Below are 24,957 nucleotides of genomic sequence, written 5' to 3' on the forward strand. Positions count from 1 at the left end.
GAAAAACAAACAAAAAATTTTCTTTCCGCTATTTATGCCCAGAGCAAAGCGGAGGGCATTCAAAATCGTCTCTTTACGCAAAAAGGCTGCCGCACGCAATGTGCAGCAGCCTTTTGTTTGTTTATCCGGTTATCCCGTCTGGCATCACTCCACGATGATGCTCTTGCCGGTCATCTCGGCGGGAACGGGCAGGCCGATATAGGGCAGCATGGTGGGTGCGATATCGGCAAGGCAACCGCCCTCGCGCAGCTTCACGTCACCGCAGCCAACTGCCACAAAGGGCACAACGTTGGTAGTGTGGGCGGTGAAGGGGGTGCCGTCCGGGTTCATCATCTTTTCGGCGTTGCCGTGGTCGGCGGTGATGAAGGCGCAGCCGCCGGCGTTCAGCACAGCGGTGACCACCTGATCCACGCAGGTATCCACAGCCTCAACGGCCTTGACCGCAGCATCGAACACGCCGGTGTGGCCGACCATATCGCAGTTTGCGAAGTTCAGGATGACCACATCGTACTTGCCGCTCTCGATGCGCTTGACGCACTCGGCAGCAACTTCGGGGGCGCTCATCTCGGGCTTCAGGTCGTAGGTGGCAACCTTGGGGCTGGGGATGACGCAGCGGTCCTCGCCCTCGTAGGGAGCTTCCACGCCGCCGTTGAAGAAGAAGGTAACGTGGGCGTACTTCTCAGTCTCGGCAATGCGCAGCTGGGTCTTGCCGTGGGCAGACAGATACTCGCCCAGAACGTTCTTCAGCTCCACCGGGGGATAAGCGACCTCGCAGTTGGGCATGGTGGCATCGTACTCGGCCATGCAGACGTAGTTCACCTGCTTGCGGCCGCCGCGGCGCTCGAAGCCGCTAAAAGCATCGTCGCAGAAGATGCGGGTCATCTGGCGGGCACGGTCGGGGCGGAAGTTCATGAAGATGACGGTGTCGCCATCCTGCACGCGGCCACCCTCGCAGGTGACGCAGGGCAGCACGAACTCATCGGTCTTGTCTGCGGCATAGGAAGCCTCGATGGCCTCGGCAGCGTTGGCAGCGTGCTCACCCTCACCGTAGACGAAGGCAGCGTAGGCTTTCTCCTCACGGTCCCAGTTGTTATCGCGGTCCATGGCGTAGTAACGGCCGGAAACGCTGGCGATCTTGCCCACGCCCAGCTCATCCAGCTTGGCCTGCAGGTCAGCCAGGAAGCCCTTGCCGGAGTGGGGGTCGGTGTCGCGGCCATCGGTGATGCAGTGCAGGTAAATTTCCTTCGCACCCAGATGCTTTGCCATCTCCAGCACGCCAAACCAGTGGTCGGCATGGCTGTGCACGCCGCCGGTGCCCACCAGACCCATCAGGTGGATGGCCTTACCGGCCTCGATGGCGGCCTTCATGTTCTTGACCAGCACAGGGTTCTTGAGCATCTCGCCGTCGCGGATGGACTTGGTGATGAGGGTGAGCTGCTGGTACACGATGCGGCCTGCGCCCATGTTGGTGTGGCCGACCTCGGAGTTGCCCATCTGGCCGTCGGGCAGACCGACAGCCATGCCGGAAGCATCAATGGTGGTCATGGGGTACTTTTCCATCAGAGCATCCAGATGGGGGGTCTTGGCAGCCACAACGGCGTTGCCGAAGGTCTCGTTCGGCACCCAGCCGAAGCCATCCATGATGCACAGAAGAACAGGTTTCTTTGCCATAAAATTGAATCTCCTTTGAATTTATCACGCGTTGCGGGCAAGGCTAAGCGCCCTGCCTGCGGGAGTGCAGCCTGCGGGTGCATAACACCCGAGCGGCTGCTGTAAAAACAGATCAGCGCCCGGCTCAGCGCTGAAAAAACGGCGCAGCCGGGCGCTGAAACAGCTAATTAAGAAAAGGCAGTTGCTCAGCCCTTGGTGGCTGCATTGACGATGACTGCAAAGTCGGGAGCCTTCAGGGATGCGCCGCCGATCAGGCCGCCGTCCACGTCCTTCTTGCTCAGCAGCTCCTCGCAGTTCTTGGCGTTCATGCTGCCGCCGTACTGCACGGTGGTAGCCTCGGCCACAGCCTCGCCGTACAGCTCGCCCACCACCTTGCGGATCTGTGCGCAGACTTCCTCTGCCTGATCGGAGGTAGCGGTCTTGCCGGTGCCGATGGCCCAGACAGGCTCGTAGGCGATGACAACATTTGCCATCTGCTCGGCGGTCACGTCACGCAGAGCGATCTTGGTCTGCATACGGACCAGCTCCTCGGTAACGCCCTCCTCGCGCTGCTGCAGGCTCTCGCCCACGCACAGGATGACCTTCAGGCCGGCATTCAGAGCAGCCAGAGTGCGCTTGTTGACGGTCTGGTCGGTCTCTGCAAAGTACTGGCGGCGCTCAGAGTGGCCGACGATGACGTACTCCACGCCCAGATCCACCAGCATATCGGCGCTGATCTCGCCGGTGAAAGCACCGGACTTTTCAAAGTGGACGTTCTCGGCACCCACATGGATGTTGGTGCCCTTGGTCTTAGCCACAGCGGTGACCAGATCGGTAAACGGAGTGCAGATGACCACCTCGCAGGTAGCGTCCTTCACGGCGGGGATCAGCTCATCCACCAGAACAGCAGCCTCGGAGGCGGTCTTATTCATCTTCCAGTTGCCAGCGATAATAGCCTTGCGCTTTGCCTTATCCATTGTTATTTTCTCCTTACCTTCGTAAATATTTACAAATTGCCTGCACAAAAAGAAAAGATGCGGCGGCGTAAATGCCGCCGCACCCATTGTGATGCCGGAAAAATTATGCGTTCTGGATGACAGCGATGCCGGGCAGTTCCTTGCCCTCCAGATACTCCAGAGAAGCGCCGCCGCCGGTGGAGATGTGGGTCATCTTGTCGCCCAGACCCATCTGCTGCACAGCTGCTGCGCTGTCGCCGCCGCCGATGACGGTGGTAGCATCGCTCTCAGCCATAGCCTTGGCAACAGCCAGAGTACCAGCTGCCAGAGTGGGGTTCTCGAACACGCCCATGGGGCCGTTCCAGACAACGGTCTTGGAAGCCTTGACAGCGTCAGCAAACAGCTTCATGGTCTCGGGGCCGATGTCGCAGCCCTCCATGTCAGCGGGGATTGCGGTGACAGGCACCACGGTCACATCCACGGGAGCATCGATGGGATCGGGGAAGTCCTTGATGCAGACTGCATCCACGGGCAGCAGCAGCTTGACGCCCTTCTCCTTGGCCTTTGCCATCATTTCCTTGCAGTAGTCCAGCTTGGTGTCGTCGCACAGGCTCTTGCCCACTTCGTAGCCCTGAGCCTTGACGAAGGTGTAAGCCATGCCGCCGCCGATAATCAAAGTATCGACCTTCTCCAGCAGGTTGGAGATGACGTTCAGCTTATCAGCAACCTTGGCACCGCCCAGAATAGCGGTGAAGGGACGGACGGGGTCGTTGACGGCGTTGCCCAGATACTTGATCTCCTTCTCCATCAGGTAGCCGACAGCGGTATCCTTGATGTAGTCGGTGACACCTGCGGTGGAGCAGTGTGCACGGTGGCAGCTGCCGAAGGCATCGTCCACATAAGCATCAGCCAGAGAAGCCAGCTCCTCGCTGAACTCGGGCATGTTCTTGGTCTCTTCCTTGCGGAAACGGGTGTTCTGCAGCAGAACGACGTCGCCGTTGTTCATAGCAGCCACAGCAGCCTTTGCGTTCTCGCCCACAACGTTGTCGTCGTCAGCAAACACAACGGTCTTGCCCAGCTTTGCGCTCAGAGCCACAGCAACGGGAGCCAGGCTGAACTTAGCCTCGGGGCCGTTCTTGGGCTTGCCCAGATGGCTGCACAGGATGACCTTAGCGCCATCGTTGACCAGCTTCTGGATGGTGGGCAGTGCTGCGTTGATGCGGTTCTCGTTGGTGATGACACCGTCCTTCATCGGGACGTTGAAATCGCAGCGGACAAGCACCTTCTTGCCGCAGTAGTTCTGATCGTCGATCGTCTTCTTACCTAAACCCATGGTAAAAACTCCTCTCAAATTATAATTCTGAACCAGAGTCTCGCTCACAATCGGGGCGTTGCCCCGTACAGTTACTATTATAAACAAAAACTGCGTGTATTGCAAGGATATGAGATAGATAATTGTTTAACAAACATTTGCCATTGTTGCACGGAAATGTGTCTATTTTGCCCGAAGTGCGGTTTTTTCTGCCCGCAGACGCCGGAAATGCTGTTTTCCTTCATGACAAAAGGGGTCGAAAAACGCCCACAGGCGTTTCTCGACCCCAAATAAAAATAATTTTTCCGCTGTTCAGGCGTTATGCAAAATATTCCTGTGCGCGGCGGGCGGCATCGTTGATACAATCCCGCAGCTGGTCCAGCGTATCAAACTTTTTGCTGGGACTCAGGTAAGCGTAGAACTCCACCACCGGGTCGGTGCCGTACAGGTTGCCGGAAAAGCCCGGGATAAAGGTCTCGCAGGTCACCTTGGTGGCGTCATCGTTCACAGTAGGGCGGCTGCCCAGACCGGTGGCCGAGGGATACCACACCCCGTTGATGCAGGTGCGGGTGATATAAATGCCGCTGCGGGGCATCTGGAAGCCCTGCGGGTACAGCTGGTTAATGGTGGGCACGCCGAGGGTGTGTCCCAGCCCTGCCCCGTGCTGCACCGCAAAGCGGATGGCGTAGGGCATGCCCAGCATAGCGTTGGCGGCCGGGATGTCCCCGCCCTCCAGCGCGGTGCGGATGCGGGTGGAGGACACCGGCTTTTCCTCAAACTGTGCCATGGGCACCACCACTACCTCTACCCCAAGAGGGGCACAGAGGGTGCGCAGCAGCTCCGGCGTACCGGCAGCCTTTGCGCCAAAGGTGAAGTTCTCGCCGCAAAACAGCGCCCGGGCGTGGCAGTTTTCCACGATGCCGCGCACGAACTCCTCCGGGCTCAGCGCCTTGATCGCCTCAAAGTCCGGGGTGAGATAATACTCCACCCCAAGGCTATGGATCAGGGCGTGCTTATCCTCGGTAGAGAGCAGGCGCTTGCCCTTCATTTTATTCTCCACCGGCAGGCGGAAGGTGAACACCGCCGGAGCCGCATCATGGGTCTTTGCCCATTGTACCGCCCCTTCGATCACCGCCCGGTGGCCGATATGGATGCCGTCAAAGTAGCCCATGGCCACGGCGGTGCCTTTTTCAGGCCGTGCCAGCGGCAGCGGGGCAAACTGAGAAATGATCTGCATGGGTCTTGTTTCCTTTATTGCTCAATTACGTTCCACGAACAGTTTTTCCACCCGGAGCACCCCGCCGGTAATGTTGGCAAGGCCAAGGAACTGCCCGGCGGCATTGCGCACCCGGTAGCGTCCGTCTGCTGCGGGGTAGCGGCTGGTGGGACAGCCGTTGTACAGGTGCTGCTCCACCCATGGCTCCACCACCAGCAGCGGCAGCGGGGTGAACACGCTTTCCACCGGCAGCATCAGTGCTTCCAGTGCAGCGTTCCCCTGCTCCTTTGCGGCAAGAATTTCTTCCAGCGTGTGGGCATCTGCTTCGGTGTACAGACCGGCAGCAGTACGGCGCAGCGCGCTCATGGTGCCCTTCTGCCCCATGGCGGCGGCGATATCCTCCAGCAGGGTGCGGATATAGGTGCCCTTGGAGCAGCGCACCGTCAGCACATACTCGTTTTCTGCCGGACTGCCGCCGTACTCGATGCCGTAAATTTCAATAGGGCGCGCCTTGCGTTCCACGGTCACGCCCTCACGCGCCAGCTTATACAGCGGCTGACCGTTGATCTTGACCGCTGAGTACATGGGCGGCACCTGCATCTGCGGGCCGATAAACTGCGGCAGCACTGCCAGCAGCTCCTTTTCTCCGGCGGTGACGGGGGCAGTCTCCAGCACCGTGCCGGTGCTATCGCCGGTATCGGTGCGTGCACCCAGGCGCAGGGTTGCGCGGTAAGCTTTATCATGGTTCAGCTGCAGGTCCACCGCCTTGCTGGCACCGCCGCAGAACACCGGCAGAACGCCGGTGGCCATGGGGTCCAGTGTACCGCTGTGCCCCAGCTTGCGGGTGCCCAGCACACCGCGCAGCTTTGCCACCACGTCAAAGCTGGTCCAGTCCATGGGCTTGTCTACGATCAGGATGCCCTGCATCATGCTTCCTCCTGCGGTGCGTCCAGTTCGGCTTCCACCTCTGCAAGGATCGCATTTTTGGCGTTTTCAAGGTCGCCCAGCAGTTCACAGCCCGCTGCGCGGGTGTGGCCGCCGCCGCCCAGACGCCGGGCGATGGCACAGGCGTCCACGCCCTTTGCGGTGCGCACGCTGATGCGGTAGCTGCCGCCGGGCTGCTGGCGCAGGGTCAGACCCACCTTGACTCCCTCGATGCTGATGGGCAGACTGGTCAATTCCTCCAGATCTGCGGGGTCTACCCCGCTCTGCCGGATCTCGTCCCTCGTCAGGTAGATCAGGGCGCAGCGGCCGTCCAGATAGTACTCCAGATGGTTGCGGGCGATGCGCTCGGCCTCCATGCGGGCACGGGGCTTTGTGTCGAAGAGCAGGGTGTTCAGCTCCTCCACATGGCAGCCGGCTTCAATAAGCTTTGCAGCAACCGTGTGGGTGTTGGCGGTGGTGGAGGAGAACTTGAAGCAGCCGGTGTCGGTGGCAATGCCGGTGTACAGGCAGTCGGCAATGTGGGGGGTGATAGTCACCCCCATCTCCACGATGACCTGATACAGCAGTTCCGCTGCCGCAGCGGCACCGGCATCCAGAAGGGTAAAATCGGCATAGCCGTTGTTGCCTGCGTGGTGGTCGATGCACAGGTCTACATGGCGTGCGTACTGCGGCACACCGTTATTTTCGCCAAACAGCTGCAAACCGGCCACGTCCACCGCGATCACAGTGCGGGGCTCGAACTCGCCCTTGAACAGCCGTGGGTTCGTAAAGGCGTAGCGGGACGGAATGTCATCGGAGCAGAGCACCGCCGTTGTTTTTTCCAGCGCTTTGAGCGCATAGTACAGGGCGCTGCCGCAGCCGATGGTGTCACCGTCCGGGTTTTTGTGGCACAGAATCAAAATGTTGTCCGCAGCCAGCAGGCGCTGCGCCATCTGCTGCACATCCAGTTGTTCTGTCATCCAATGATCCATCCTTTCCGCAAAGGCAGTCAGTCCTCGGTCTGTTCGGTATCAGCAGGCTGTGCTTCTTCCTCGCCGTTCACGTTCAGGCTGCGCAGCAGCTCGTTGATGTGGGCGGCGTAGGCGGCACCGTCATCCTCCACAAAGATGAAGCGGGGTGCCTTGCGGATGTGCATTTTTTTGCTGACCTCGGTGCGCACATGGCCTGCGGCACGGTTCAGCGCTTCGATTGCGGGCTTGGGGCCGTCTGCGCGGCCCATCACGCTTACATACACTTTTGCCACATCCAGATCCGGCGTCACATCCAGACGGGTGACGGTCAGCAGACCGCCCTCCAGCCGCGGGTCCTTCAGCCGGCCGATGATGGCAATGACCTCGCGCTTCATATCCTGCGCAAGACGGCCCATATTTTTCTGAGACATAGTTTTCTCCAAATTCTGTCCGGCAGCTTCCCAAAGCCTTGCCCCGGCCGGGGCAAGGCGGCATTTGTCTGCCAAAACGACGGATGAGGGCGCACGCTCCACACCTGCGAAAGATACGCCCTCATCAGTCTCACTTCGTTCGACAGCTTCCCCCGGACGGGGGAAGCCTTTTCTGCCGGGAAGCTGTTATATATTCGGTTTTTGCTTAGTCGCGGTACTCTTCCATCTTGAAGGCCTCGTACACGTCGCCTTCCTTGACGTCCGCAAACTTCTCCAGCGTCACGCCGCACTCGTAGCCCTCGGCCACTTCCTTGGCGTCGTCCTTGAAGCGCTTCAGGGATGCGATCTCGTCCTCGGCGATGACGATGCCGTCACGCACCACACGCACCTTGCTGTCGCGGGTGATCTTGCCGCTGGTCACGCGGCAGCCTGCAACGGTACCCACGTTGGAGATCTTGTACACCTGACGCACCTGCAGTTCGCCCAGAGAGACCTCGCGGAACTTGGGTGCCAGCATACCCTTCATAGCGTCGGTGACATCGTTGATGGCATCGTAGATGACGCGGTACATACGCATTTCCACCTTGGTGGCAGCAGCTTCTTCCTTGGCCACGTTGTCCGGGCGGACGTTGAAGCCGATGATGATGGCGTTGGAGGCATCGGCCAGATCGACGTCAGACTTGCTGATGGCGCCGACACCGGCGTGGATGACGCGCACACGCACCTCGTCGTTGGAGATCTTCTCCAAACTCTGCTTCACAGCCTCGGCAGAGCCCTGCACGTCGGCCTTGACCACGATGGCCAGTTCCTTCATGTCGTTCTGTGCCATCTGGCTGAACAGGTTATCCAGCGTGACCTTCTGGAAGGAGGAGAACTGCTTCTCCTTGGCGGCAGCGATGCGCTGCTCGGCCAGTTCACGGGCCAGACGCTCGTCCTCAACAGCCTCGAACAGGTCGCCTGCTTCCGGCACTGCGGTCAGGCCGGTGATCTCCACAGGGGTAGAGGGGCCGGCATCGCTCAGCAGCTGACCCTTGTCGCTGCGCATGGTACGCACGCGGCCCACAGCGGTACCGGCAATGATGACGTCGCCGGAGTGCAGGGTGCCGTTCTGCACCAGAATGGTGGCAATGGGGCCCTGGCCCTTATCCAGACGGGCCTCAACGACCGCACCCTTGGCGCGGCGGTTGGGGTTTGCCTTCAGCTCCATGACCTCAGCTTCCAGAGCAATGCGCTCCAGCAGGTCGTTGATGCCCATGCCGGTCAGGGCAGACACCGGGATGCAGGCCACATCGCCGCCCCAGTCCTCGGTGATGATGCCGTACTTGGTCAGGCCTTCCATCACGCGCTCGGGGTTTGCGGTGGGCTTATCCATCTTGTTCATTGCCACGATGAGCTTGACATTTGCAGCCTTGGCGTGGTTGATGGACTCGATGGTCTGGGGCATGATGCCGTCATCGGCAGCAACCACCAGAACGGCGATATCGGTCATGTTGGCACCGCGGGCACGCATGGAGGTGAATGCCTCGTGGCCCGGGGTATCCAGGAAGGTGATGAGGCTGTCGTTGACCTTGACCTGATATGCACCGATGGCCTGCGTGATGCCGCCGGCCTCGCCTGCGGTGACGTTGGTCTTACGGATCGCATCCAGAATACTGGTCTTGCCGTGGTCAACGTGACCCATGACACAGACCACCGGGGGACGCTCCACCAGATCCTCCTGTGCATCCTCTTCCTGCGTGAACAGGCGCTCCTCGATGGTAACGTGCACCTCGTGCTCGACCTTTGCGTGGAACTCCTCTGCCAGCAGAGCTGCGGTGTCGAAATCGATCACGTCGTTGATGGCGTGCATCTCGCCCATCTGCATGAACTTGGCAATGACCTTACCGGCCTGCTGCTTCAGACGGGCAGCCAGCTCGCCCACGGTGATCTCGTCAGGGATCATCACCTTCAGCTGGGCGTTGCGGGCCTTTTCCAGCTGGATGCGCTGCAGACGCTCGAACTCAGTCTCGCGCTTGCCCTTCTGGAACTGCTGGCGCTGACGCTGACCACGCTGGGTGAACTTCTGCTTGTTGCCCTGCGGAGTGGGCTTGCGGCGGTTCTCGGTGTTCTTGGTAGAGGCCAGATCATCGTAACGGGCATCAAAGCGATCCACGTTCATATCCACAGTGCGGGTATCCACGGTGACCTGATTGTCCTCGCGGCGGACAGAAACAGCCTGTGCGGGGGCAGCAGTAGCCTTTGCGCCGGTCTCACGTGCCAGTTCGCTGAAGGAAACGGTCTTTTCCTCGCGCTTCTTATGCTGCTCGGGCTTCTTGTCGCCGTGCTTGCCGTTATTGTTATTATTATTGTTTGCCTTGGGCTGCTCGGCCTTTGCGGCGGGCTGCTGGGGCTTTTTGTCAGCCTTGGGAGCCTCGGGCTTCTTTTCAGCCTTCTTCTCGGCCTTCTTCTCAGCCTTGGGCTCCTCCTTGGGAGCCTTGGCGCTGTTCAAAAACTCGTCCAGATTTGCCACGCTGCCTGCCTTGCTGAACTTTTCCAGCAGGTAGTTCAGCTCGTTCTCCTCCAGATTGGAGCTGTTCTTCTTGCCGGTGCTGCCCATAGCGGCCAGTTCGTCCAGTACCTTCTTTGCAGAAAGGTTCAGATCCTTTGCAAAGTCACTCACTTTATATTTTACGATCATTCGCTCATATCCTCCTCATTTTTGATTGCTCCGCAGTCCGACAGGCGGTCGAAGCAGAGCTTTGCGAGGTTGCGGTCGGTCACCGCGTAAACAGCCACGGGCTTGTGGCTGATATCGGCCAGCTTATCCTGCGTCAGCGGCATGGTGAACACGTCCACCAAGTCCCCCACGGCGTAGTTCAAACGCTGCAAAGTCTTGGGGCTGATGTCCGATGCGGTCATCACCAGCCATGCCTTGCTTTTGACGCAGGCTTCCTCCACGGCATCAAAGCCCATGGTCAACGCACCGGCCTTGCGGCACAGGCTCACGGCCTGATACAGCGCCTCCTCCGGGGGCAGCTTGGGTTTTGCGGGGGCGTTATTCTTTTTTGCCATCGGCTGCTGCCTCCTTTGCGGCTGCGGCCAGCTGTACAGCCAGCGCGTCGTATACCTCGGCGGGAACCGGCTGCTCAAAGCAGCGCTCCAGCGCCTTTTTCTTTTTTGCCTTGGTCAGGCAGTCCGGGTCCGGGCAGAGATATGCGCCGCGTCCCGGCTTTTTGCCTACCAGATCAATGCTGATCTCCCCGCTGGGTGCGCGCACCACGCGCACCAGCTCCTTTTTGGGGCGGCTGGTCATGCAGCCGATGCACTGGCGGGCAGGGATCTTTTTTTGTGCCATCCGGTTTCCCTCCTTCGGCAGATGGTGCCGGGCTTATTCAGCGTCTGCTGCGTCCTTCTTGGGCTCCTCGTCCTCGCCGTAGTAGCCGCTCTCGGGACGGATATCAATGTTGTAGCCGGTCAGGCGGGCGCACAGGCGGGCGTTCTGACCCTTATTGCCAATGGCAAGGCTCAGCTGCTGGTCGGGCACGGTGACGCGGCAGGAGCGGGTCTCGCCGGGCAGCAACTCCACCTTGACCACCTTGGCGGGGCTCAGGGCTGCGGAGATAAACTCCGAGATATCCTCGCTCCACTTGACGATGTCGATCTTCTCGCCGCCCAGCTTTTCCACAACAGCGGCCACGCGGGCGCCGTGCTCGCCAATGCAGGCGGAAACAGGGTTGACGTTGGGGTCCTTGGACCAGACAGCCATCTTGGTGCGGGCACCGGCCTCGCGGCTGATGGCCTTTACCTCCACAGTGCCGTCAAAGATCTCGGGCACTTCCAGCTCAAACAGGCGCTTGACAAGGCCGGGATGGGTGCGGCTGATCATCACGCGGGGGCCGCGCTCGGTGCTGACCACGTCCACGATGTAGACCTGCAGGGTCTCGCCCTCGGTGTACACCTCGCCGGGCACCTGCTCGTTGCGGGGCAGAACAGCCTCGCCGCCCTTGCCCAGATCCAGCGCTACAATGCCCTTCTCGGTATCCACGCGGGTAACGGTGGCCTGCACGATGTCATGTGCGCGGGACTGGATCTCGCTGAGCTGCTGGTTGCGCTCAGCCTCGCGGATGCCCTGACGGATGACGTGCTTTGCGGTCTGGGCGGCAATACGGCCAAAATCGCGGGTCTTGAGCGGGGTGATGATGCGGTCGCCCACCTCGTAGCTGCTGCGGATCTTGCGCGCCTCGGTCACACCGATCTCGGCGTGCTCGTCGTACCAGTCCTCGTCTGCCACGATATCCTGGATCAGTGCCACGTCAAAGCGGCCGGTGTCGGGGTCGATATCCACCCGGATGTGATCCTCCTCGACCTCATAGTTCTTCTTGACGGCAATGATGATAGCCGCCTTGATCTTTTCGATCAGGTACTCTGCGGTGATGCCGCGCTCATGCTCCAGCATGGAGAGCGCTTCAAAAAAATCCTTATTCGCTGCTGTCATTTTTCGGGTTCCTCCTATATATTTTGTTCTCTTTTCTCCATCAGAGACGGTTCTTCTCAGTTGAACAGATCCTCGTCGTCGCACAGCTGCACGCCGGAGGCTGCGTTCACCTCAAAGGTCACGGGGCCGTTTTCGGTCTCCAGCGTCACGGTGCGGCCATCGCGGCCGGTCAGGATGCCGGACAGCTCCCGCACGCCGTCAGCGTTGGGGCGGATGAGCTTTGCCCGCACCTTCTGGCCCTTGAGCGCCTCATAGTGCTCCGGGCGGGTCAGCTTGCGGCCAAGGCCGGGGCTGCCCACTTCCAGATAATAGCTCTGGTCGATGGGGTCTGCCTCATCCAGAATGGGGTCCAGTGCGTGGGACACCTCTGCACAGGTGTCGGTATCCATGGTACCGTCCCGGTCGATGAGGATGCGAAGATACCAGTCCGGCCCTTCCTTCTCAAAAACCACATCCCACAGGCGCAGACCCATGCCTTCCACCGTGGGACGGACAAGCGCTTCCACTCTCTGCGCGGTGTTGCCGCCAGACTGCTTCGCCATAAAAAACCTCCAAACAAACAAGAAACGCGGACCTTGCGGCCCACGTTTCAGGTTAAACTATATCGTACTACTAGAATATAGCATACTCTTGCGATTTATGCAAGCATTTTCGCAATTTTTTTACCGTTGCGCGCCCTTTGGGGCTTTTTTACAGCACCCAGACGCCGTTTTCAAACAGCGGCACGGTGCGGCCATCGCGGCATTTACCGGTGATGCGGCTGTCCTCTGCACCGATCATCACGTCCTCGTGCAGGGAGGAGTGGTTCATGCCGCGGGCTGCCAGTTCTTCCTTGGAAAGGCCGGTGCCGCCTACGGTGGTGCCGGGGTAGCTGTCGCCAAAGGCGATGTGGCAGGCAGCGTTCTCGTCAAACAGGGTGTTGTAGAACAGCTTGCCGCTGCGGTTGATGGGGCTGGAGGCAGGCACCAACGCCACCTCACCGATGTGGCGTGCGCCCTCGTCGGTATCCAGCAGCTGGCCCAGCAGGTCTGCGCCCTCGTCGGCGCCGTGCTCCACCACCTTGCCGTCCTTGAAGGTAACGTGGAAATTCTTGATGAGCTGACCGTTAAAGACGTAAGGCTTTGTGCCGTAAACGATGCCGTCCACCTTATCCTTATGGGGCGCGGTGAACACCTCCTCGGTGGGGATGTTGGGCAGGAAGGGCACGCCCTTCTCGTTTTTGCTGCCGGCGCTCTCCCACACCGCCTGTTCCGCCAGACCCACGGTCAGGTCGGTGCCGTTGGCGCTTTCAAAATGCACGCTTTCCAGATCCAGGGCGTTCATCTTTGCGCCCAGCTCGTTCAGGCGGTCCAGATGCTTCTGCCACTCCCCTACCGGGTCGCCGCCGGTCACGCGGCAGGTGTCGAAGATCAGCTTCCACTGTGCTTCAATGGCGGCTGCAGTGTCCAGCTCCGGGAACATCTTCTTTGCCCACGGCTCTGCGGGCAGGGCGGCGATGGACCACTGCACACGGTCGTTCATGGTGTACTCCCGCCACGGCTGCATAAAGCTGCGGTTCGCGCTGTTCACCCGGCTGATCTTGGCACCGTCCAGCCCGGCAAACAGTTCCGGGTCGTCCGCGATGAGGTGCAGCACGCACACACCGCCCTCGCTCTCGGCGTAGTCCAGATAGCGGCGCAGCTGCCAACCCTTGTGGTCGGTCAGGGCGTCCTCGCTGCCCAGCTCCATGCGGATGCGGGTAACGGCATCATCCTGCCAGTTCACCTGCACGTCCCGCGCACCGGCCTCGTAGGCGCTGCGCACGCACAGCCGTGCCAGCGGGGCACCTTCCAGCGGGCAGTTGATGATCAGGGTCTGCCCCGGCTGCGGGTTCACACCCACCCGGACGATAAAATCTGCATACTTTTGCAGCAGTTCGTTAAAGTTTTCCACGTTAGAACCTCCTGTGGTGCATAGCCACCGTTGTTTTTTCTCAGTATACCGCGTTCCGGCGTTTCTGTCCACTATGGGCAGAGCTGCCGTTCACCCTTCCGATTCAAAAAAGGCGCGGGTCAGCTGCACCACCGTACCGGAAAGCAGCAGCAATGCAATGAGGTTGGGAATGCTCATCAGGCCGTTGAAGGTATCGGCGATGCTCCACAGCAGGCCAAGATCCATGGTAGCACCCAGAATGGCTACCAGAGCATACACCACAAAGAAGGGGCGCGCCACCTTGTTGCTCTTGCACAGGAACACCAGAAAACGGGAGCCGTACAGACCCCAGCCGATGATGGTGGAAAAGGCAAAGCAGCACAGCGCCACGGCGGTAAAAATGGAAGCCCAGCCGCCGTAGGTGGTGGTAAAGCCGGAGATGGTCAGCTCAGCACCCGCAGCTGCGCCGTAGCCGACCGGGGTGCCGCTGCACAGGATGACCAGCGCGGTCAGGGTGCAGATGACGATGGTATCGGCAAACACCTCAAAAATGCCGAACATGCCCTGCTTGACCGGCTTTTTGGTGTCGGCGCAGGCATGGGCGATAGAGCCGGTGCCAAGACCGGCCTCGTTGGAAAAGATGCCGCGGGAAACGCCCTTTTGCATACTGACGAACAAACTGCCGATGGTGCCGCCGGTAAAAGCAGCAGGGTTGAACGCACCCGCCACGATGGATTCCAGCACATAGGGCAGGCGGGAGAAGTTGAGCACCACCACGCCCACCGACAGCACAATATAGAACAGTGCCATAAAGGGCACCAGCTTCTCGCTTACGCTGCCAATGCGCTTGATGCCGCCCAGCAGCACCAGTGCCACCAGCACCGCCACAAGGATGCCCACGATGAGGTTGAGGGTGGGCAGAAAGCTGCCGCCCACCAGCCCGTATTCCAGCAGGGCGGTATCCACTGCTGCCACGATGGTATTCACCTGCGTTGCGTTACCGGTGCCGAACACGGTCAGCACGCCGAACAGCGCGTACAGCACGGCCAGAAACTGCCAGCGGCGGCCAAGGCCGTTTTTAATATAGTACATCGGGCCGCCCACCCACTCGCCGGTATCGCTGCGCTCCCGGAAATGCACGGCCAGCGTCACCTCGGCAAACTTGGTGCACATCCCCAGCAGCGCAGAGCACCACATCCAGAACACGGCACCCGGGCCGCCGATGGCAATAGCACCCGCCACACCGGCAATGTTGCCGGTGCCCACTGTGCCCGCCAGCGCGGTGCACACCGCCTGAAAGGGGGTCATGGCACCGTCCGAGGCGTCCCGCTTGCGGAACATCCGGCCCACGGTGGTGCGGATGGCGTAAGGGAATTTGCGGATCTGCAAAAAGCCCGTGCGGACACTGAGCAGCAGCCCCACGCCAATGATGCACACCATGGCGGGGATGCCCCAGATAAAGCTGTTCACCGCCTGATTGACGGCGGCAATGGTCTCGATCATATACTTCCACATCCTCTGTAATATCTTGCGCACTGACAGTTTTTGTCAAAACACGAAAATTATTTTACCGTACTTTTCCCGTAGTGTCAATGAAAAATAGGGACGTTATGAAACGCCCCTATCAGAAATTCTTATTTTTTATGTGTGACCGCCCGGCGGTAGACCGCACCGGAGACCACTGCCGCCAGCACCTCGGTAAGCCAGAAGGCGTGCCATGCGCCGTCTGCGCCCAGCCAGTTACACAGCAGTGCAGCCAGCGGCATGATGAAAACAACGTACCGGCACAGCGCGATGACCAGCGATTCTGCACCTTTGCCCAGACCCTCCAGCGCACCGGAGGCGGTGGTGGAGACTGCCGAGATGACAAAGCCGATGCTGATGATGCGCAGCGCGGTCTGCCCGGCGGCGATGGTTTCGGGGTTCTGGGTGAACAGTCCTATCAGCTGCCCGGAAGCAATCTGACAGATGACAGTGCCCGCCGCCATGATGGCCGCGCTCATGAGCAGGGTCAACCGGAACAGCTTTTTCACCCGGGCGTGCTCCCGCGCGCCGTAGTTGTAGCCGATAAGGGGACGCATACCCTGCACGAAGCCGTTGGCAGGCAGGTACAAAAAGGTCTGCAATTTATAATAGATGCCCAGCACCACCACATAGCTCTGAGAAAAAGCCGCCAGCAATCCGTTAAGGAAGGTGACCAGCAGCGAGGGCAGCGCCAGATTCAGGATGGCCGGAACGCCGATGGCGTACAGTCTGCCATCCAGCACTGCATCCGGGCGCAGACAGCTGCGGCGCAGCCGCACCGGCAGCTCGGTACGCAGGTAGACTACAAGGTAGACCACCACGCTGAGCACCTGACCGATGCCGGTAGCCAGTGCCGCGCCTGCAATGCCCATGGCAGGCACCGGCCCAAGCCCGAAGATGAGCACCGGGTCCAGCAAAATATTGCACACGCAGCCGGTGATCAGCGCGACCATGGACACCTTCATGCGGCCCACCGCCTGAAAGATCTTTTCAAAGGCCAGCGAGACCATGTTCACGACCAAAAACAGGAACACGATGGTGGAGTAGGTGATACCGGCAGCGATCAGCCCCTCGTCCTGCGTAAAGCGGCGCAGAAAGCCGGGCATGATGGCAATGCTGACCACCATCATCACCACGCCGTGCACAAGGCTGAGCACAAAGCCGTGGGTTGCGGCCGTCTCTGCCTTTTCGCGGTCGCCTGCGCCCAGATACAGCGCGATCATGGCGTTGATGCCGATGCCAAAGCCGATGGCAATGGCGTTGGAAAAGTTCTGGATGGGAAACACCAGACTTAACGCGGTCATGGCGTCCTCGCTGATGCGCGCCACAAACAGGCTGTCCACGATATTGTAGAGGCTGTTCACCAGCATGGAGACCACGTTGGGCAGTGCCATCGAGAGCAGCAGCGGCAGCACCGGCTTCTCCTTCATAAAAGTTTCGTTCATTGAAAAATTTCACCTGCTATCTGTAAAAAGTAAAAATGTGGAAGGCGCAGCACCGGCCTGTAGCCGGTTTCCGGCGCACAAAAAAGCCACACAATGGCCCTTGTGAGGTCATTGTGTGGCGAAAAGTAGCAATGTTGCTGTAAAAATCCACACGGTTTTTATGATCGCGGCAGCTGTCCGCGATATGCAGCCTGCGCATTTGCGGGCTGCAACTCCAGCAGAATACCACATTCTCAGCGGCGTGTCAAGGGGTTTTGGTACAAAAGTATGACTTTTGTAATCACTTGACCATTTTTACAGCAGGCGCTACAATAAGGCAAACCGGCTCTGAGGGAGGGCATTGTATATGAAATGGATGATCGCATCAGACCTGCACGGCTCCTATTATTATGCGCAGCAGCTGCAGCAGGCCTTTGAACGGGAGCAGGCCGACCGCCTGCTCTTTCTGGGAGACCTGCTCTACCACGGCCCCCGCAACGACCTGCCCCGGGATTACGCCCCCAAAAAGGTGATTCCGCTGCTGAACAGCCTTGCGCCCAGGCTGCTGTGTGTGCGCGGCAACTGCGACGCCGAGGTGGACCAGATGGTGCTCAATTTCCCGGTACTGGCAGACTACGCCGTGCTGCCGGTGGGGCAGCGGCTGGTCTACGTTACCCACGGCCATGTGTTCAACCTGAACCATCTGCCGCCCCTTGCCCCGGGGGATATTTTGCTCCACGGTCACACCCATGTGCCCGCATGGACAAACTTCGGGCAGGGGAGCCTTTACCTGAACCCCGGCTCTGTAAGCCTGCCCAAGGAAAACACCGCCCACAGCTACATGACCCTGGAGGGAAGCACCGCCTGTTGGAAGACCATGGAGGGCGCGTGCTACCACCAGCTGCAGTTGTGATAATGTTGTGATATTCCGGTTTTTGCCGGCAAAAGCTGGAAAAAGCTCTTGACGAACCGCCCGAAATGCTGTAAACTAAGTACAACCTTTAAAAATAGAGGGAGCTGTAAGCTTTGTACTGAACGCAGGCGGTGCAAAGTGTAGCAGTAAACCCCATAAGGCATCATAAAAAGACACCGGAGGCTTTGCATCAGCTTCCGGTGTTTTTTTGTGCGCCGCCGGGCTATCTTTTGCAGCGCGGTCATGCTACAATAGAAAGAAAACGTGAATTGCAGGAGGAATTATGGATTTTTACGGAACCATCGGCCCTGCCTGTGCCGATGTAAAGCTTTTGCAGCAGATGGTGGAAGCCGGTATGACCGGCATCCGCATGAACCTTTCTCACGGGCCGCTGGCAGCGCACAAGGACTGGCTGGCGCTGCTGTGCAAAGCCGGGGTCAAAAAGCTTCTCATTGATCTGCAGGGGCCGGAATTGCGCATCGGCCGTCTGCCGCAGCCGCTGTCCCTGACCGCCGGGCAGACCGTGCGTCTGGGCGCGCAGGGCATCCCCTGCCCTGCCGCGCTGGTGCAGGGTGTGCAGCCCGGGCAGGAGCTGCTGCTGGATGACGGCAAGCTGCTGGCACGGGTGGACACCGCAGAGCCGGAAGCACTCGTGTGCACCGTAGTGCGGGGCGGAGTGCTGCAAAGCCGCAAAAGTCTGGCAGCACCGGGGGCGGATATCCAGATGCCCACCCTGACCACCGAGGACAAGGAGAACCTTGCCATCGCCGCCGGTTGCGGCGTTACCGGGGTCATGCTGCCCTTTGTGCGCGGCGCTGCGGATATCCGCAACCTGCGGCAGGCGCTGGCAGAGGCCGGTGCACCCGGGCTGAAGATCCTTGCCAAAATTGAAAACCTTGCGGGCGTACAGGCGCTGCCGGAGTTTTTGCCGCTGGTGGACGAGGTGGTCATTGCCCGGGGCGACCTTGGCAACGCCATGCCCCTGTGGGAGCTGCCCCGCTGCCAGAAGCAGCTTTCCGCCGCCTGCCGGGCAGCCGGGGTACCCTTTATGGTGGTGACCCAGATGCTGGACAGCATGCACACCCGGGCTGTACCCACCCGCGCCGAGGTGAGCGACATCTACAACGCCGTACTGGACGGCGCATCCAGCCTGATGCTCACCGGCGAGACCGCCGCCGGACAGTATCCGGTGCAGGCCATGGAGTATCTGGTGCGCACCGCCCGCACGGCGATGTGACAGGGGCTGATTCAGAATGCCCTCCGCTGCGCTCTGGGCATCATCAGAGGAAAAATTATTTTTTATTTGGGCTTCCGAAAAGTCTGCGGACTTTTCGGAAGCCCTTTTTCACGGAAAGGGGGCGTGACCGAGAGATATTTTTCGCAAAAGGATAGCATCTTTTGTCTGCTTCCTGTATAATACAGGTAAAATCAACTGAAGTCAGAAAGGTTTATCGTTTATGGGCATCGTAGTCATCGGAGCTGTTTTTGTGGATATCAAGGGCTATCCCCTTTCCACCTATATCCCCGGCGGGCGCAACGCCGGACGCATCGAGCAGGTACACGGCGGTGTGAGCCGCAACGTGGTGGAGGATATCGCCAACGTAGAGCTGCGCCCCACCTTTGTGGGTCTGGTGGATGACACCGGCATGGGACAGGACGTCATCGACAAGCTGGCAAGGCACAAGGTCAACACCCGCTTTATCCAGAAAAAGCCGGACGGCATGGGCACATGGCTGGCCATTTTTGACAACGACGGCGATGTGCACGCCGCCATCTCCAAGCGACCGGACACCACCCCGCTGACCGGCCTGCTGCAGGAGCAGGGCGATGAGATCTTTGCAGACTGCGATTCCATTGCACTGGAGCTGGACCTCGAAAAAGAAACGGTAAAGCAGACCCTGCGCTACGCCAAAAAGTACGGCAAAAAGGTGTTTGCCGTGGTCTCCAACATGAGCATCGCCATGGAGCGGCGGGATTTTTTGCAGCAGATCGATTGTTTCATCTGCAACCAGCAGGAGACCGGGCTGCTGTTCTCGGATGACTACGACCACCTCTCCCCGGACGAGATGTGCCGGGTGCTCACGGGCAACGTGCGCAGCGCCAACATTCCCAGCATGGTGGTGACCATGGGCGGGCAGGGCGCGGTATACGCCTGTGCGGACGGTGACTGCGGCATCGTGCCCGCCAAAAAGGTGGACGTTATGGACACCACCGGCGCGGGGGACGCCTTCTTTGCCGGCACGGTCATCGGCCTGACCTACGGCAAAACGCTGGCAGAATCCTGCGAGATCGGCAGCCGTCTTGCTGCTTCGGTCATCTGCATCACCGAGAACGTCTGTCCCCGCTTCCGCCCGCAGGAGTTCGGGCTGGATGTACCGGTGGTGGACTGACGATTTAAACGGTTGAATTTTTGCGCAAAACCGCATTTTCCCCCTTGACAGAAGCGGCAGTTTCTGGTATCAATAAAAAAGATAAAGGGGAGTAAAGGGCAGCCCGCCGGTCAAGGCTTTTTCCGGCAGGCCGCTGCATGGCAGCGTCATCACGGCAGCAATGCCCGATGTCATGTGTTCGCTTGAGACTTTTGTCACAGATCTTACGCTGTGGCAAGGGTCTCTTTTTTTCTTGCCGCAGCATCAAAACAAAAGGAGGCAGGAAAACATTATGAATTTCTGGAACACATTCGCCGCGCTCTTTTCAAACTTCGGGGCGCTGACATGGCAGATGGTGGTCATGTGGGGCATCGGTGCCCTGCTCATTTACCTTGCCATCGTCAAAAAGATGGAGCCCAGTCTGCTGCTGCCCATGGGGTTCGGCGCCATTCTGGTCAATCTTCCCGCATCCGGCGCCATCACGCAGGGAGACACCGTTGGCCCCATCTCTGCCCTGTTCGAGGCAGGGATGTCCAACGAGCTGTTCCCGCTGCTGCTGTTCATCGGCATCGGTGCCATGATCGATTTTGGCCCGCTGCTGGAAAAGCCGTGGCTCATGCTGTTTGGCGCAGCGGCACAGTTCGGCATCTTTTTCACCCTGTTTCTGGCCGGGTTCTTCTTTGATATGAAGGACGCCGCGTCCATTGCGGTCATCGGCGCAGCGGACGGCCCCACCGCCATTTTTGTGGCAAACACCCTGAAATCCCAGTATCTGGGCGCTATTATGGTGGCAGCTTACAGCTACATGGCGCTGGTGCCCATCGTGCAGCCGCCGGTCATCCGTCTGCTGACCACCCAGAAGGAACGCCGCATCCGTATGCCCTACGAAAAAGGCAATGTCACCCAGCTGACCAAGATCCTGTTCCCTGTTGTGGTCACGGTGGTCGCCGGTCTGGTAGCCCCGGCCAGCGTGGCGCTGGTGGGCTTTTTGATGTTCGGCAACCTGCTGCGGGAATGCGGGGTGCTGAACTCCCTGAGCGAGACCGCCCAGAACGTACTGGCAAACCTCATCACCCTGCTGCTGGGTCTGACCGTAGCCGGGCAGATGACCGCCGACAAGTTTGTCCGGCCGGACACTTTGCTCATCATGGCGCTGGGTCTTGTAGCCTTTATCTTTGATACCGCTGGCGGCGTGCTGTTCGCCAAGCTGGTGAACCTCTTCCTGCCCGAGGGCAAAAAGCTGAACCCCATGATCGGCGCGGCAGGCATCTCGGCCTTCCCCATGAGCGGACGCGTGGTCAACAAGATGGGTCTGGCCGAGGACAACCAGAATTTCCTACTGATGTATTCCATCAGCGTCAACGTTTCCGGGCAGATCGCATCCGTCCTTGCCGGCGGACTGATCCTTTCCCTGATGGCTTAACGGAGGTGCCTTTATGCTTCATCTTTCTTCCTGGATGACCACTCTGCCCATGATGCTCATCGGCATGACCGGTATCCTGCTGGTCATCGGCTTTCTCGTGCTGGTGGTGATGGCGCTGAACTGCCTCACCCGCCGCAAGTAAAAGAAAAAAATAGGATAAGCAAGCCGCCTGGGAGGATCTGCGGATCTTCCCTGGCGGCTTTTTTCACAGGCGCAGACGGCGCTGCTTTTGCCGGATTCATCCCCGGGCGTCCTGCCGGGTGGTGTGGAAGTACTCCTTGGGGGTCATGCCGTACTCCTTTTTAAAGGCGCGGAAAAAGTGGTTGTAGCCGCCAAAGCCGCTGGTCTTGTACACCTCGGTAATGGGCAGCCCCTGCTCGATGAGGGTGCAGCAGCGGTCCAACCGCGCCTTTACGATGTAGCGGTGCACCGTCTGCCCGGTCTGGCGTTTAAATTCCCGGGCAATATGTTCCCGGGAGACGAAGAACTCCTTCTCCAGCCGTTCCAGCGTCAGCTCCTCGGTAAGATGCGCCTGAATAAACAGGAACACCTCGTCCAGCATCAGGTGGTGGCGGCTGACCGATGCGGTGTGGAACTCCGCATGGATGCAGGCACGCAGCGCCAGCACCACGAACATCTGCAGAATACCGTGCTCGAACACCGCTGCGCCGAACTGGGTGCGCTCCTGCGGGAGCATCAGCAGCTTCCGGGCAAGGTTTTTCAGCAGCATATAGATCTGGCTGTCCGGGCGGACAGCCACCTGCCGGAAGGGGACTACGTTGAAGCTTTTTTCAAGGTCGGTGTCTGCATCCGAAAGCTGCGCCAGCGTCTGGGGGGACAGCTGTACCCGGATAAGCTCCAGCGGGCCGTAGGCACCGGCATATTCCAGCCTGCCGCCCTGACCGGGCTTGAAGATGATCAGGTTCTGCTGTTGGGCGGGCAGCACCACCTCACTGCACCGGAACACACCGCTGCCCCGCATGACCAGAAACAAATCATAATACGCGCCGGAATAAAACTCCCGGACGGCGCTCTGCTCAAAAAAATAACGCTTGACTGTATAGTTCACCAAAAAAACCTCCGTGAAACTGTCATGTGCAACAATTTGTTGTACACAACAGAAAAGTACAACTGTTATAATTGCATAATACATCAATTCGTGATAGTTTTCAATCATTTTTTGGATATGTATTGATGGAAATTTAACGTATAATGCAAAGTGTAGAAAAGAGACTTGTGCGAAAAGTCTCGTGGTTTCACTGTTTTTAAGGAGGATAAAACACAATGGACCAGAAAAAGACCGTCCGACCCTTCTCCATGAAGGACAAGATCGGCTATACACTGGGCGATCTGGGCTGCTGCTTTACTGAGCAGTACCGTGCCATGTATCTGTCGATCTTCTACACCCTGATCCTGCAGGTCAACCCCTTCCATGTGGGTATCCTGCTGCTGGTCACCAAGATCTGGGACGCCGTGAACGACCCCATCATCGGCGCGATCGTGGACTCCCGCAAGGCCACCAAGGGCGGCAAGTTCATCCCTTGGATCCGCGCCTTCTCCTTCCCCATGGCAGTGCTGTGCATACTGGGCTTTGTCAATGTGGGCAATATCAACTACGGCCTGCGTCTGGCCTACATGTTCGTCACCTACGTTCTGTACGAGGCACTGTACACCTGCGTCAACGTGCCCTTCGGTACCCTGTCCAGCGTGATGACCGATGATGTCAGCCAGCGCACCGCACTGTCCCGCTACCGCAGCCTTGGCGGCACCATCTTCATGACCGTCATGGTCATGATCGGCCCCCTGTTCCTGTATGTGGACAACAAGCCCGTGGCTGGCCGCTTCCTGATGCTGGCCTGCATCTGCGCTATGCTGGGCCTGCTGTGCCTGCAGATCACCTGCGTGTGGTGCAAGGAGCGCGTGGAAGTGCCCGAGCGTCCGCAGGGCGAAAAGCTGAACTACCTGCACGTGCTTAAGGAGATCTCTCATAACAAGGCTCTGCTGGGCGTTATGTTCTTCAGCCTGACCGGCATGATCGGTGCTTCCGTGGTCAACGGTCTGAACACCTACCTGTATAAGGACTTCTTCGGCAACGTTAAAATTCAGGCTGTCTCCGGTATGCTGAGCGTTCTGTACGCTGTGCTGTCCTTTGCCATCACCCAGCCTCTGGCCAACAAGTTCGGCAAGAAGGAGTGGTGCTGCATGGGTGCCGGCTTTGCCGCCATCGTGTTCGGCATCCTGTTCTTCTTCCCCGTCCATAACCCCGTGGCCTTCATCGTCATCAACGGTATCTGCTATCTGGGCGCTTCCGGTATGCAGGTGCTGATCTGGGCCATGGTCAACGACGCCATCGACTACCACGAGCTGCAGACCGGCGAGCGTAACGAGGGCATCGTCTACTCCACCTACTCCTTCTTCCGCAAGCTTGCAAGCGCCATTTCCGGCAGCCTGTCCAGCTTTGTGCTGGGTGCTATCGGCTACAACGTGACCGCAGGCGCTGTGCAGACCGCAGGCGTTGTAAACGCTATCTGGAAGAGCTACACCGGCGTCTACTTCCTGGGCTACGGCATTGCAGTTGCCATCCTGTTCTTCGTCTACCCCCTGACCAAGCAGAAGACTGCCGAGATGCTGACCGAGCTGAAGGCTCGCCGCGCCGCAAAGGAGAGCAAGTAAACCATGAAGATTTTACAGGTTCAGTTTAAAAACCGCAATGGTCACACTCTGCGCGGCATCGTGACCCTGCCCGATACCGAGGGCAAGGTACCCTTTGTGGTGCACCTGCACGGCTTTGCCGGCAGCTGCAGCGGCTACAAGTCCATGTACACCCACCTGTCCCGCGCTTTGGCAGCGCAGGGCATCGGCAGCGCCCGGTTCGATTTCTACGGCAACGGCGAGAGCGACGGCGAGTTCGAGGATATGAGCTTCGACGGCCTGCACACCGATGCACAGGATATCTTTGCATGGGCCGCTGAGCAGCCCTATGTGGACAGCGAAAAGCTGTTCCTCTCCGGCCAGAGCATGGGCGGCTACATTGCCGCTTCCTGCGCACCGGTCATCCAGCCCCACGGCCTGATCCTGCTGTGCCCGGGCGCCGGGATGTGGTTCGGCTGCGCACAGCGTGCCGACGGCGTTGTGCAGACCGGCAGGGACTACACCGACATGGAGGGTCTGTGCTACAAGATGGCCTTTAACTACGAGATGGCAAAGCACCCCGATCCCTTTACCGAGGCCAAGGGCTACAACGGCCCGGTGCTGCTGCTGCGCGCCGACGATGACCGTCTGGTAGACGAGGGCACCTGCAGCCGTTACGCACAGGTGTACACCGCACCCGAGGTGGACACCATTGCAGGCGGCGGCCACAACTTTGCCACGCTGGCAGCCCGTGCCGCCGTGGAGGAAAAGACCGCAGCATTCATCAAAGCAAATCTGTAAAGCAAAGCGTATCTGCAAGGAGGCTTT

Annotated in this window: 24 protein-coding genes; 7 read left to right on the top strand and 17 right to left on the bottom strand. The window is 59.3% G+C overall.

Features of this window, described 5'->3' with window-relative positions:
- Positions 1-144: 144 nt before the first annotated feature.
- The 15 genes from gpmI to C7J97_RS05570 form a co-directional block, all read right to left on the bottom strand.
- On the bottom strand, positions 145-1,671 hold the full coding sequence (gene gpmI, locus C7J97_RS05500) for a 2,3-bisphosphoglycerate-independent phosphoglycerate mutase (protein ID WP_113992930.1): 1,527 nt from the start codon (positions 1,669-1,671) through the stop codon (positions 145-147).
- Positions 1,672-1,856: 185 nt separating this feature from the next.
- On the bottom strand, positions 1,857-2,627 hold the full coding sequence (tpiA, locus tag C7J97_RS05505) for a triose-phosphate isomerase (protein WP_097786034.1): 771 nt from the start codon (positions 2,625-2,627) through the stop codon (positions 1,857-1,859).
- 103 nt (positions 2,628-2,730) lie between these two features.
- Positions 2,731-3,939: a phosphoglycerate kinase gene (locus C7J97_RS05510; RefSeq protein ID WP_055185372.1), complete on the bottom strand. Its 1,209-nt coding sequence runs from the start codon at positions 3,937-3,939 to the stop codon at positions 2,731-2,733.
- Positions 3,940-4,237: 298 nt separating this feature from the next.
- A complete protein-coding gene (ribF, locus tag C7J97_RS05515; RefSeq protein ID WP_113992931.1) occupies positions 4,238-5,155 on the bottom strand; it encodes a riboflavin biosynthesis protein RibF in 918 nt (305 codons plus the stop codon).
- A gap of 21 nt (positions 5,156-5,176) precedes the next feature.
- The gene (truB, locus tag C7J97_RS05520; RefSeq protein ID WP_113992932.1) at positions 5,177-6,061 is read right to left on the bottom strand and encodes a tRNA pseudouridine(55) synthase TruB; all 885 of its coding nucleotides are present in this window, start codon (positions 6,059-6,061) and stop codon (positions 5,177-5,179) included.
- Entirely contained in the window at positions 6,061-7,050 is a 990-nt protein-coding gene (locus C7J97_RS05525; protein WP_113621265.1) for a DHH family phosphoesterase, read from the bottom strand. The genes truB and C7J97_RS05525 overlap by 1 nt, the downstream gene beginning before the upstream one ends.
- A gap of 17 nt (positions 7,051-7,067) precedes the next feature.
- Positions 7,068-7,460, bottom strand: a complete 393-nt coding sequence (rbfA, locus tag C7J97_RS05530; protein WP_015538188.1) for a 30S ribosome-binding factor RbfA — start codon at positions 7,458-7,460, stop codon at positions 7,068-7,070.
- A gap of 205 nt (positions 7,461-7,665) precedes the next feature.
- Entirely contained in the window at positions 7,666-10,137 is a 2,472-nt protein-coding gene (gene infB, locus C7J97_RS05535) for a translation initiation factor IF-2 (RefSeq protein ID WP_113992933.1), read from the bottom strand.
- Positions 10,134-10,511: a L7Ae/L30e/S12e/Gadd45 family ribosomal protein gene (locus C7J97_RS05540; RefSeq protein ID WP_005922333.1), complete on the bottom strand. Its 378-nt coding sequence runs from the start codon at positions 10,509-10,511 to the stop codon at positions 10,134-10,136. The genes infB and C7J97_RS05540 overlap by 4 nt, the downstream gene beginning before the upstream one ends.
- Positions 10,495-10,794: an RNase P modulator RnpM gene (rnpM, locus tag C7J97_RS05545; RefSeq protein WP_005922334.1), complete on the bottom strand. Its 300-nt coding sequence runs from the start codon at positions 10,792-10,794 to the stop codon at positions 10,495-10,497. Before rnpM ends, C7J97_RS05540 begins: the two co-directional genes overlap by 17 nt.
- A gap of 33 nt (positions 10,795-10,827) precedes the next feature.
- A complete protein-coding gene (gene nusA, locus C7J97_RS05550; RefSeq protein WP_097783735.1) occupies positions 10,828-11,934 on the bottom strand; it encodes a transcription termination factor NusA in 1,107 nt (368 codons plus the stop codon).
- 56 nt (positions 11,935-11,990) lie between these two features.
- Positions 11,991-12,476 carry a ribosome maturation factor RimP gene (locus tag C7J97_RS05555; protein ID WP_113992934.1) on the bottom strand — a complete coding sequence of 162 codons (486 nt, stop codon included), beginning with the start codon at positions 12,474-12,476 and terminating at the stop codon, positions 11,991-11,993.
- 148 nt (positions 12,477-12,624) lie between these two features.
- Positions 12,625-13,866: an aminopeptidase gene (locus C7J97_RS05560; protein ID WP_097779909.1), complete on the bottom strand. Its 1,242-nt coding sequence runs from the start codon at positions 13,864-13,866 to the stop codon at positions 12,625-12,627.
- A 90-nt stretch (positions 13,867-13,956) separates the two neighbouring features.
- Positions 13,957-15,348 (bottom strand): alanine/glycine:cation symporter family protein, encoded by a 1,392-nt coding sequence (locus C7J97_RS05565; protein ID WP_113992935.1) that lies wholly within the window; start codon positions 15,346-15,348, stop codon positions 13,957-13,959.
- Positions 15,349-15,479: 131 nt separating this feature from the next.
- Positions 15,480-16,814 carry an MATE family efflux transporter gene (locus tag C7J97_RS05570; protein WP_113992936.1) on the bottom strand — a complete coding sequence of 445 codons (1,335 nt, stop codon included), beginning with the start codon at positions 16,812-16,814 and terminating at the stop codon, positions 15,480-15,482.
- A gap of 346 nt (positions 16,815-17,160) precedes the next feature.
- On the opposite strand from C7J97_RS05570, the gene yfcE reads away from it, so the two are divergent.
- From yfcE to C7J97_RS05585, 3 genes are all read left to right on the top strand, one after another.
- Positions 17,161-17,706 (top strand): phosphodiesterase, encoded by a 546-nt coding sequence (gene yfcE / locus C7J97_RS05575; RefSeq protein WP_113621272.1) that lies wholly within the window; start codon positions 17,161-17,163, stop codon positions 17,704-17,706.
- Between the two features lie 283 nt (positions 17,707-17,989).
- Entirely contained in the window at positions 17,990-18,943 is a 954-nt protein-coding gene (locus C7J97_RS05580; protein WP_113992937.1) for a pyruvate kinase, read from the top strand.
- Positions 18,944-19,163: 220 nt separating this feature from the next.
- The gene (locus tag C7J97_RS05585; RefSeq protein WP_113992938.1) at positions 19,164-20,096 is read left to right on the top strand and encodes a carbohydrate kinase family protein; all 933 of its coding nucleotides are present in this window, start codon (positions 19,164-19,166) and stop codon (positions 20,094-20,096) included.
- A 69-nt stretch (positions 20,097-20,165) separates the two neighbouring features.
- Here the strand turns inward: C7J97_RS05585 and C7J97_RS15485 are convergent, their stop codons facing one another.
- A complete protein-coding gene (locus tag C7J97_RS15485; RefSeq protein WP_278320571.1) occupies positions 20,166-20,294 on the bottom strand; it encodes a hypothetical protein in 129 nt (42 codons plus the stop codon).
- A gap of 73 nt (positions 20,295-20,367) precedes the next feature.
- Here C7J97_RS15485 and C7J97_RS05590 point away from each other — a divergent pair, with 73 nt between their 5' ends.
- On the top strand, positions 20,368-21,498 hold the full coding sequence (locus C7J97_RS05590) for a sodium ion-translocating decarboxylase subunit beta (RefSeq protein ID WP_005922357.1): 1,131 nt from the start codon (positions 20,368-20,370) through the stop codon (positions 21,496-21,498).
- Positions 21,499-21,511: 13 nt separating this feature from the next.
- A complete protein-coding gene (locus C7J97_RS05595; protein ID WP_015538181.1) occupies positions 21,512-21,640 on the top strand; it encodes a hypothetical protein in 129 nt (42 codons plus the stop codon).
- 96 nt (positions 21,641-21,736) lie between these two features.
- Here C7J97_RS05595 and C7J97_RS05600 read toward each other — a convergent pair whose 3' ends face one another.
- Positions 21,737-22,567, bottom strand: a complete 831-nt coding sequence (locus C7J97_RS05600) for a helix-turn-helix domain-containing protein (RefSeq protein ID WP_242983446.1) — start codon at positions 22,565-22,567, stop codon at positions 21,737-21,739.
- A 215-nt stretch (positions 22,568-22,782) separates the two neighbouring features.
- Here C7J97_RS05600 and C7J97_RS05605 point away from each other — a divergent pair, with 215 nt between their 5' ends.
- Complete coding sequence (locus tag C7J97_RS05605) at positions 22,783-24,171, top strand: MFS transporter (RefSeq protein ID WP_055185386.1); 1,389 nt, start codon at positions 22,783-22,785, stop codon at positions 24,169-24,171.
- 3 nt (positions 24,172-24,174) lie between these two features.
- A complete protein-coding gene (locus C7J97_RS05610; protein WP_112090258.1) occupies positions 24,175-24,930 on the top strand; it encodes an alpha/beta hydrolase family protein in 756 nt (251 codons plus the stop codon).
- Positions 24,931-24,957: the final 27 nt, after the last annotated feature.

It is taken from the genome of Faecalibacterium prausnitzii (assembly GCF_003324185.1).
Classification (GTDB): domain Bacteria; phylum Bacillota; class Clostridia; order Oscillospirales; family Ruminococcaceae; genus Faecalibacterium; species Faecalibacterium prausnitzii.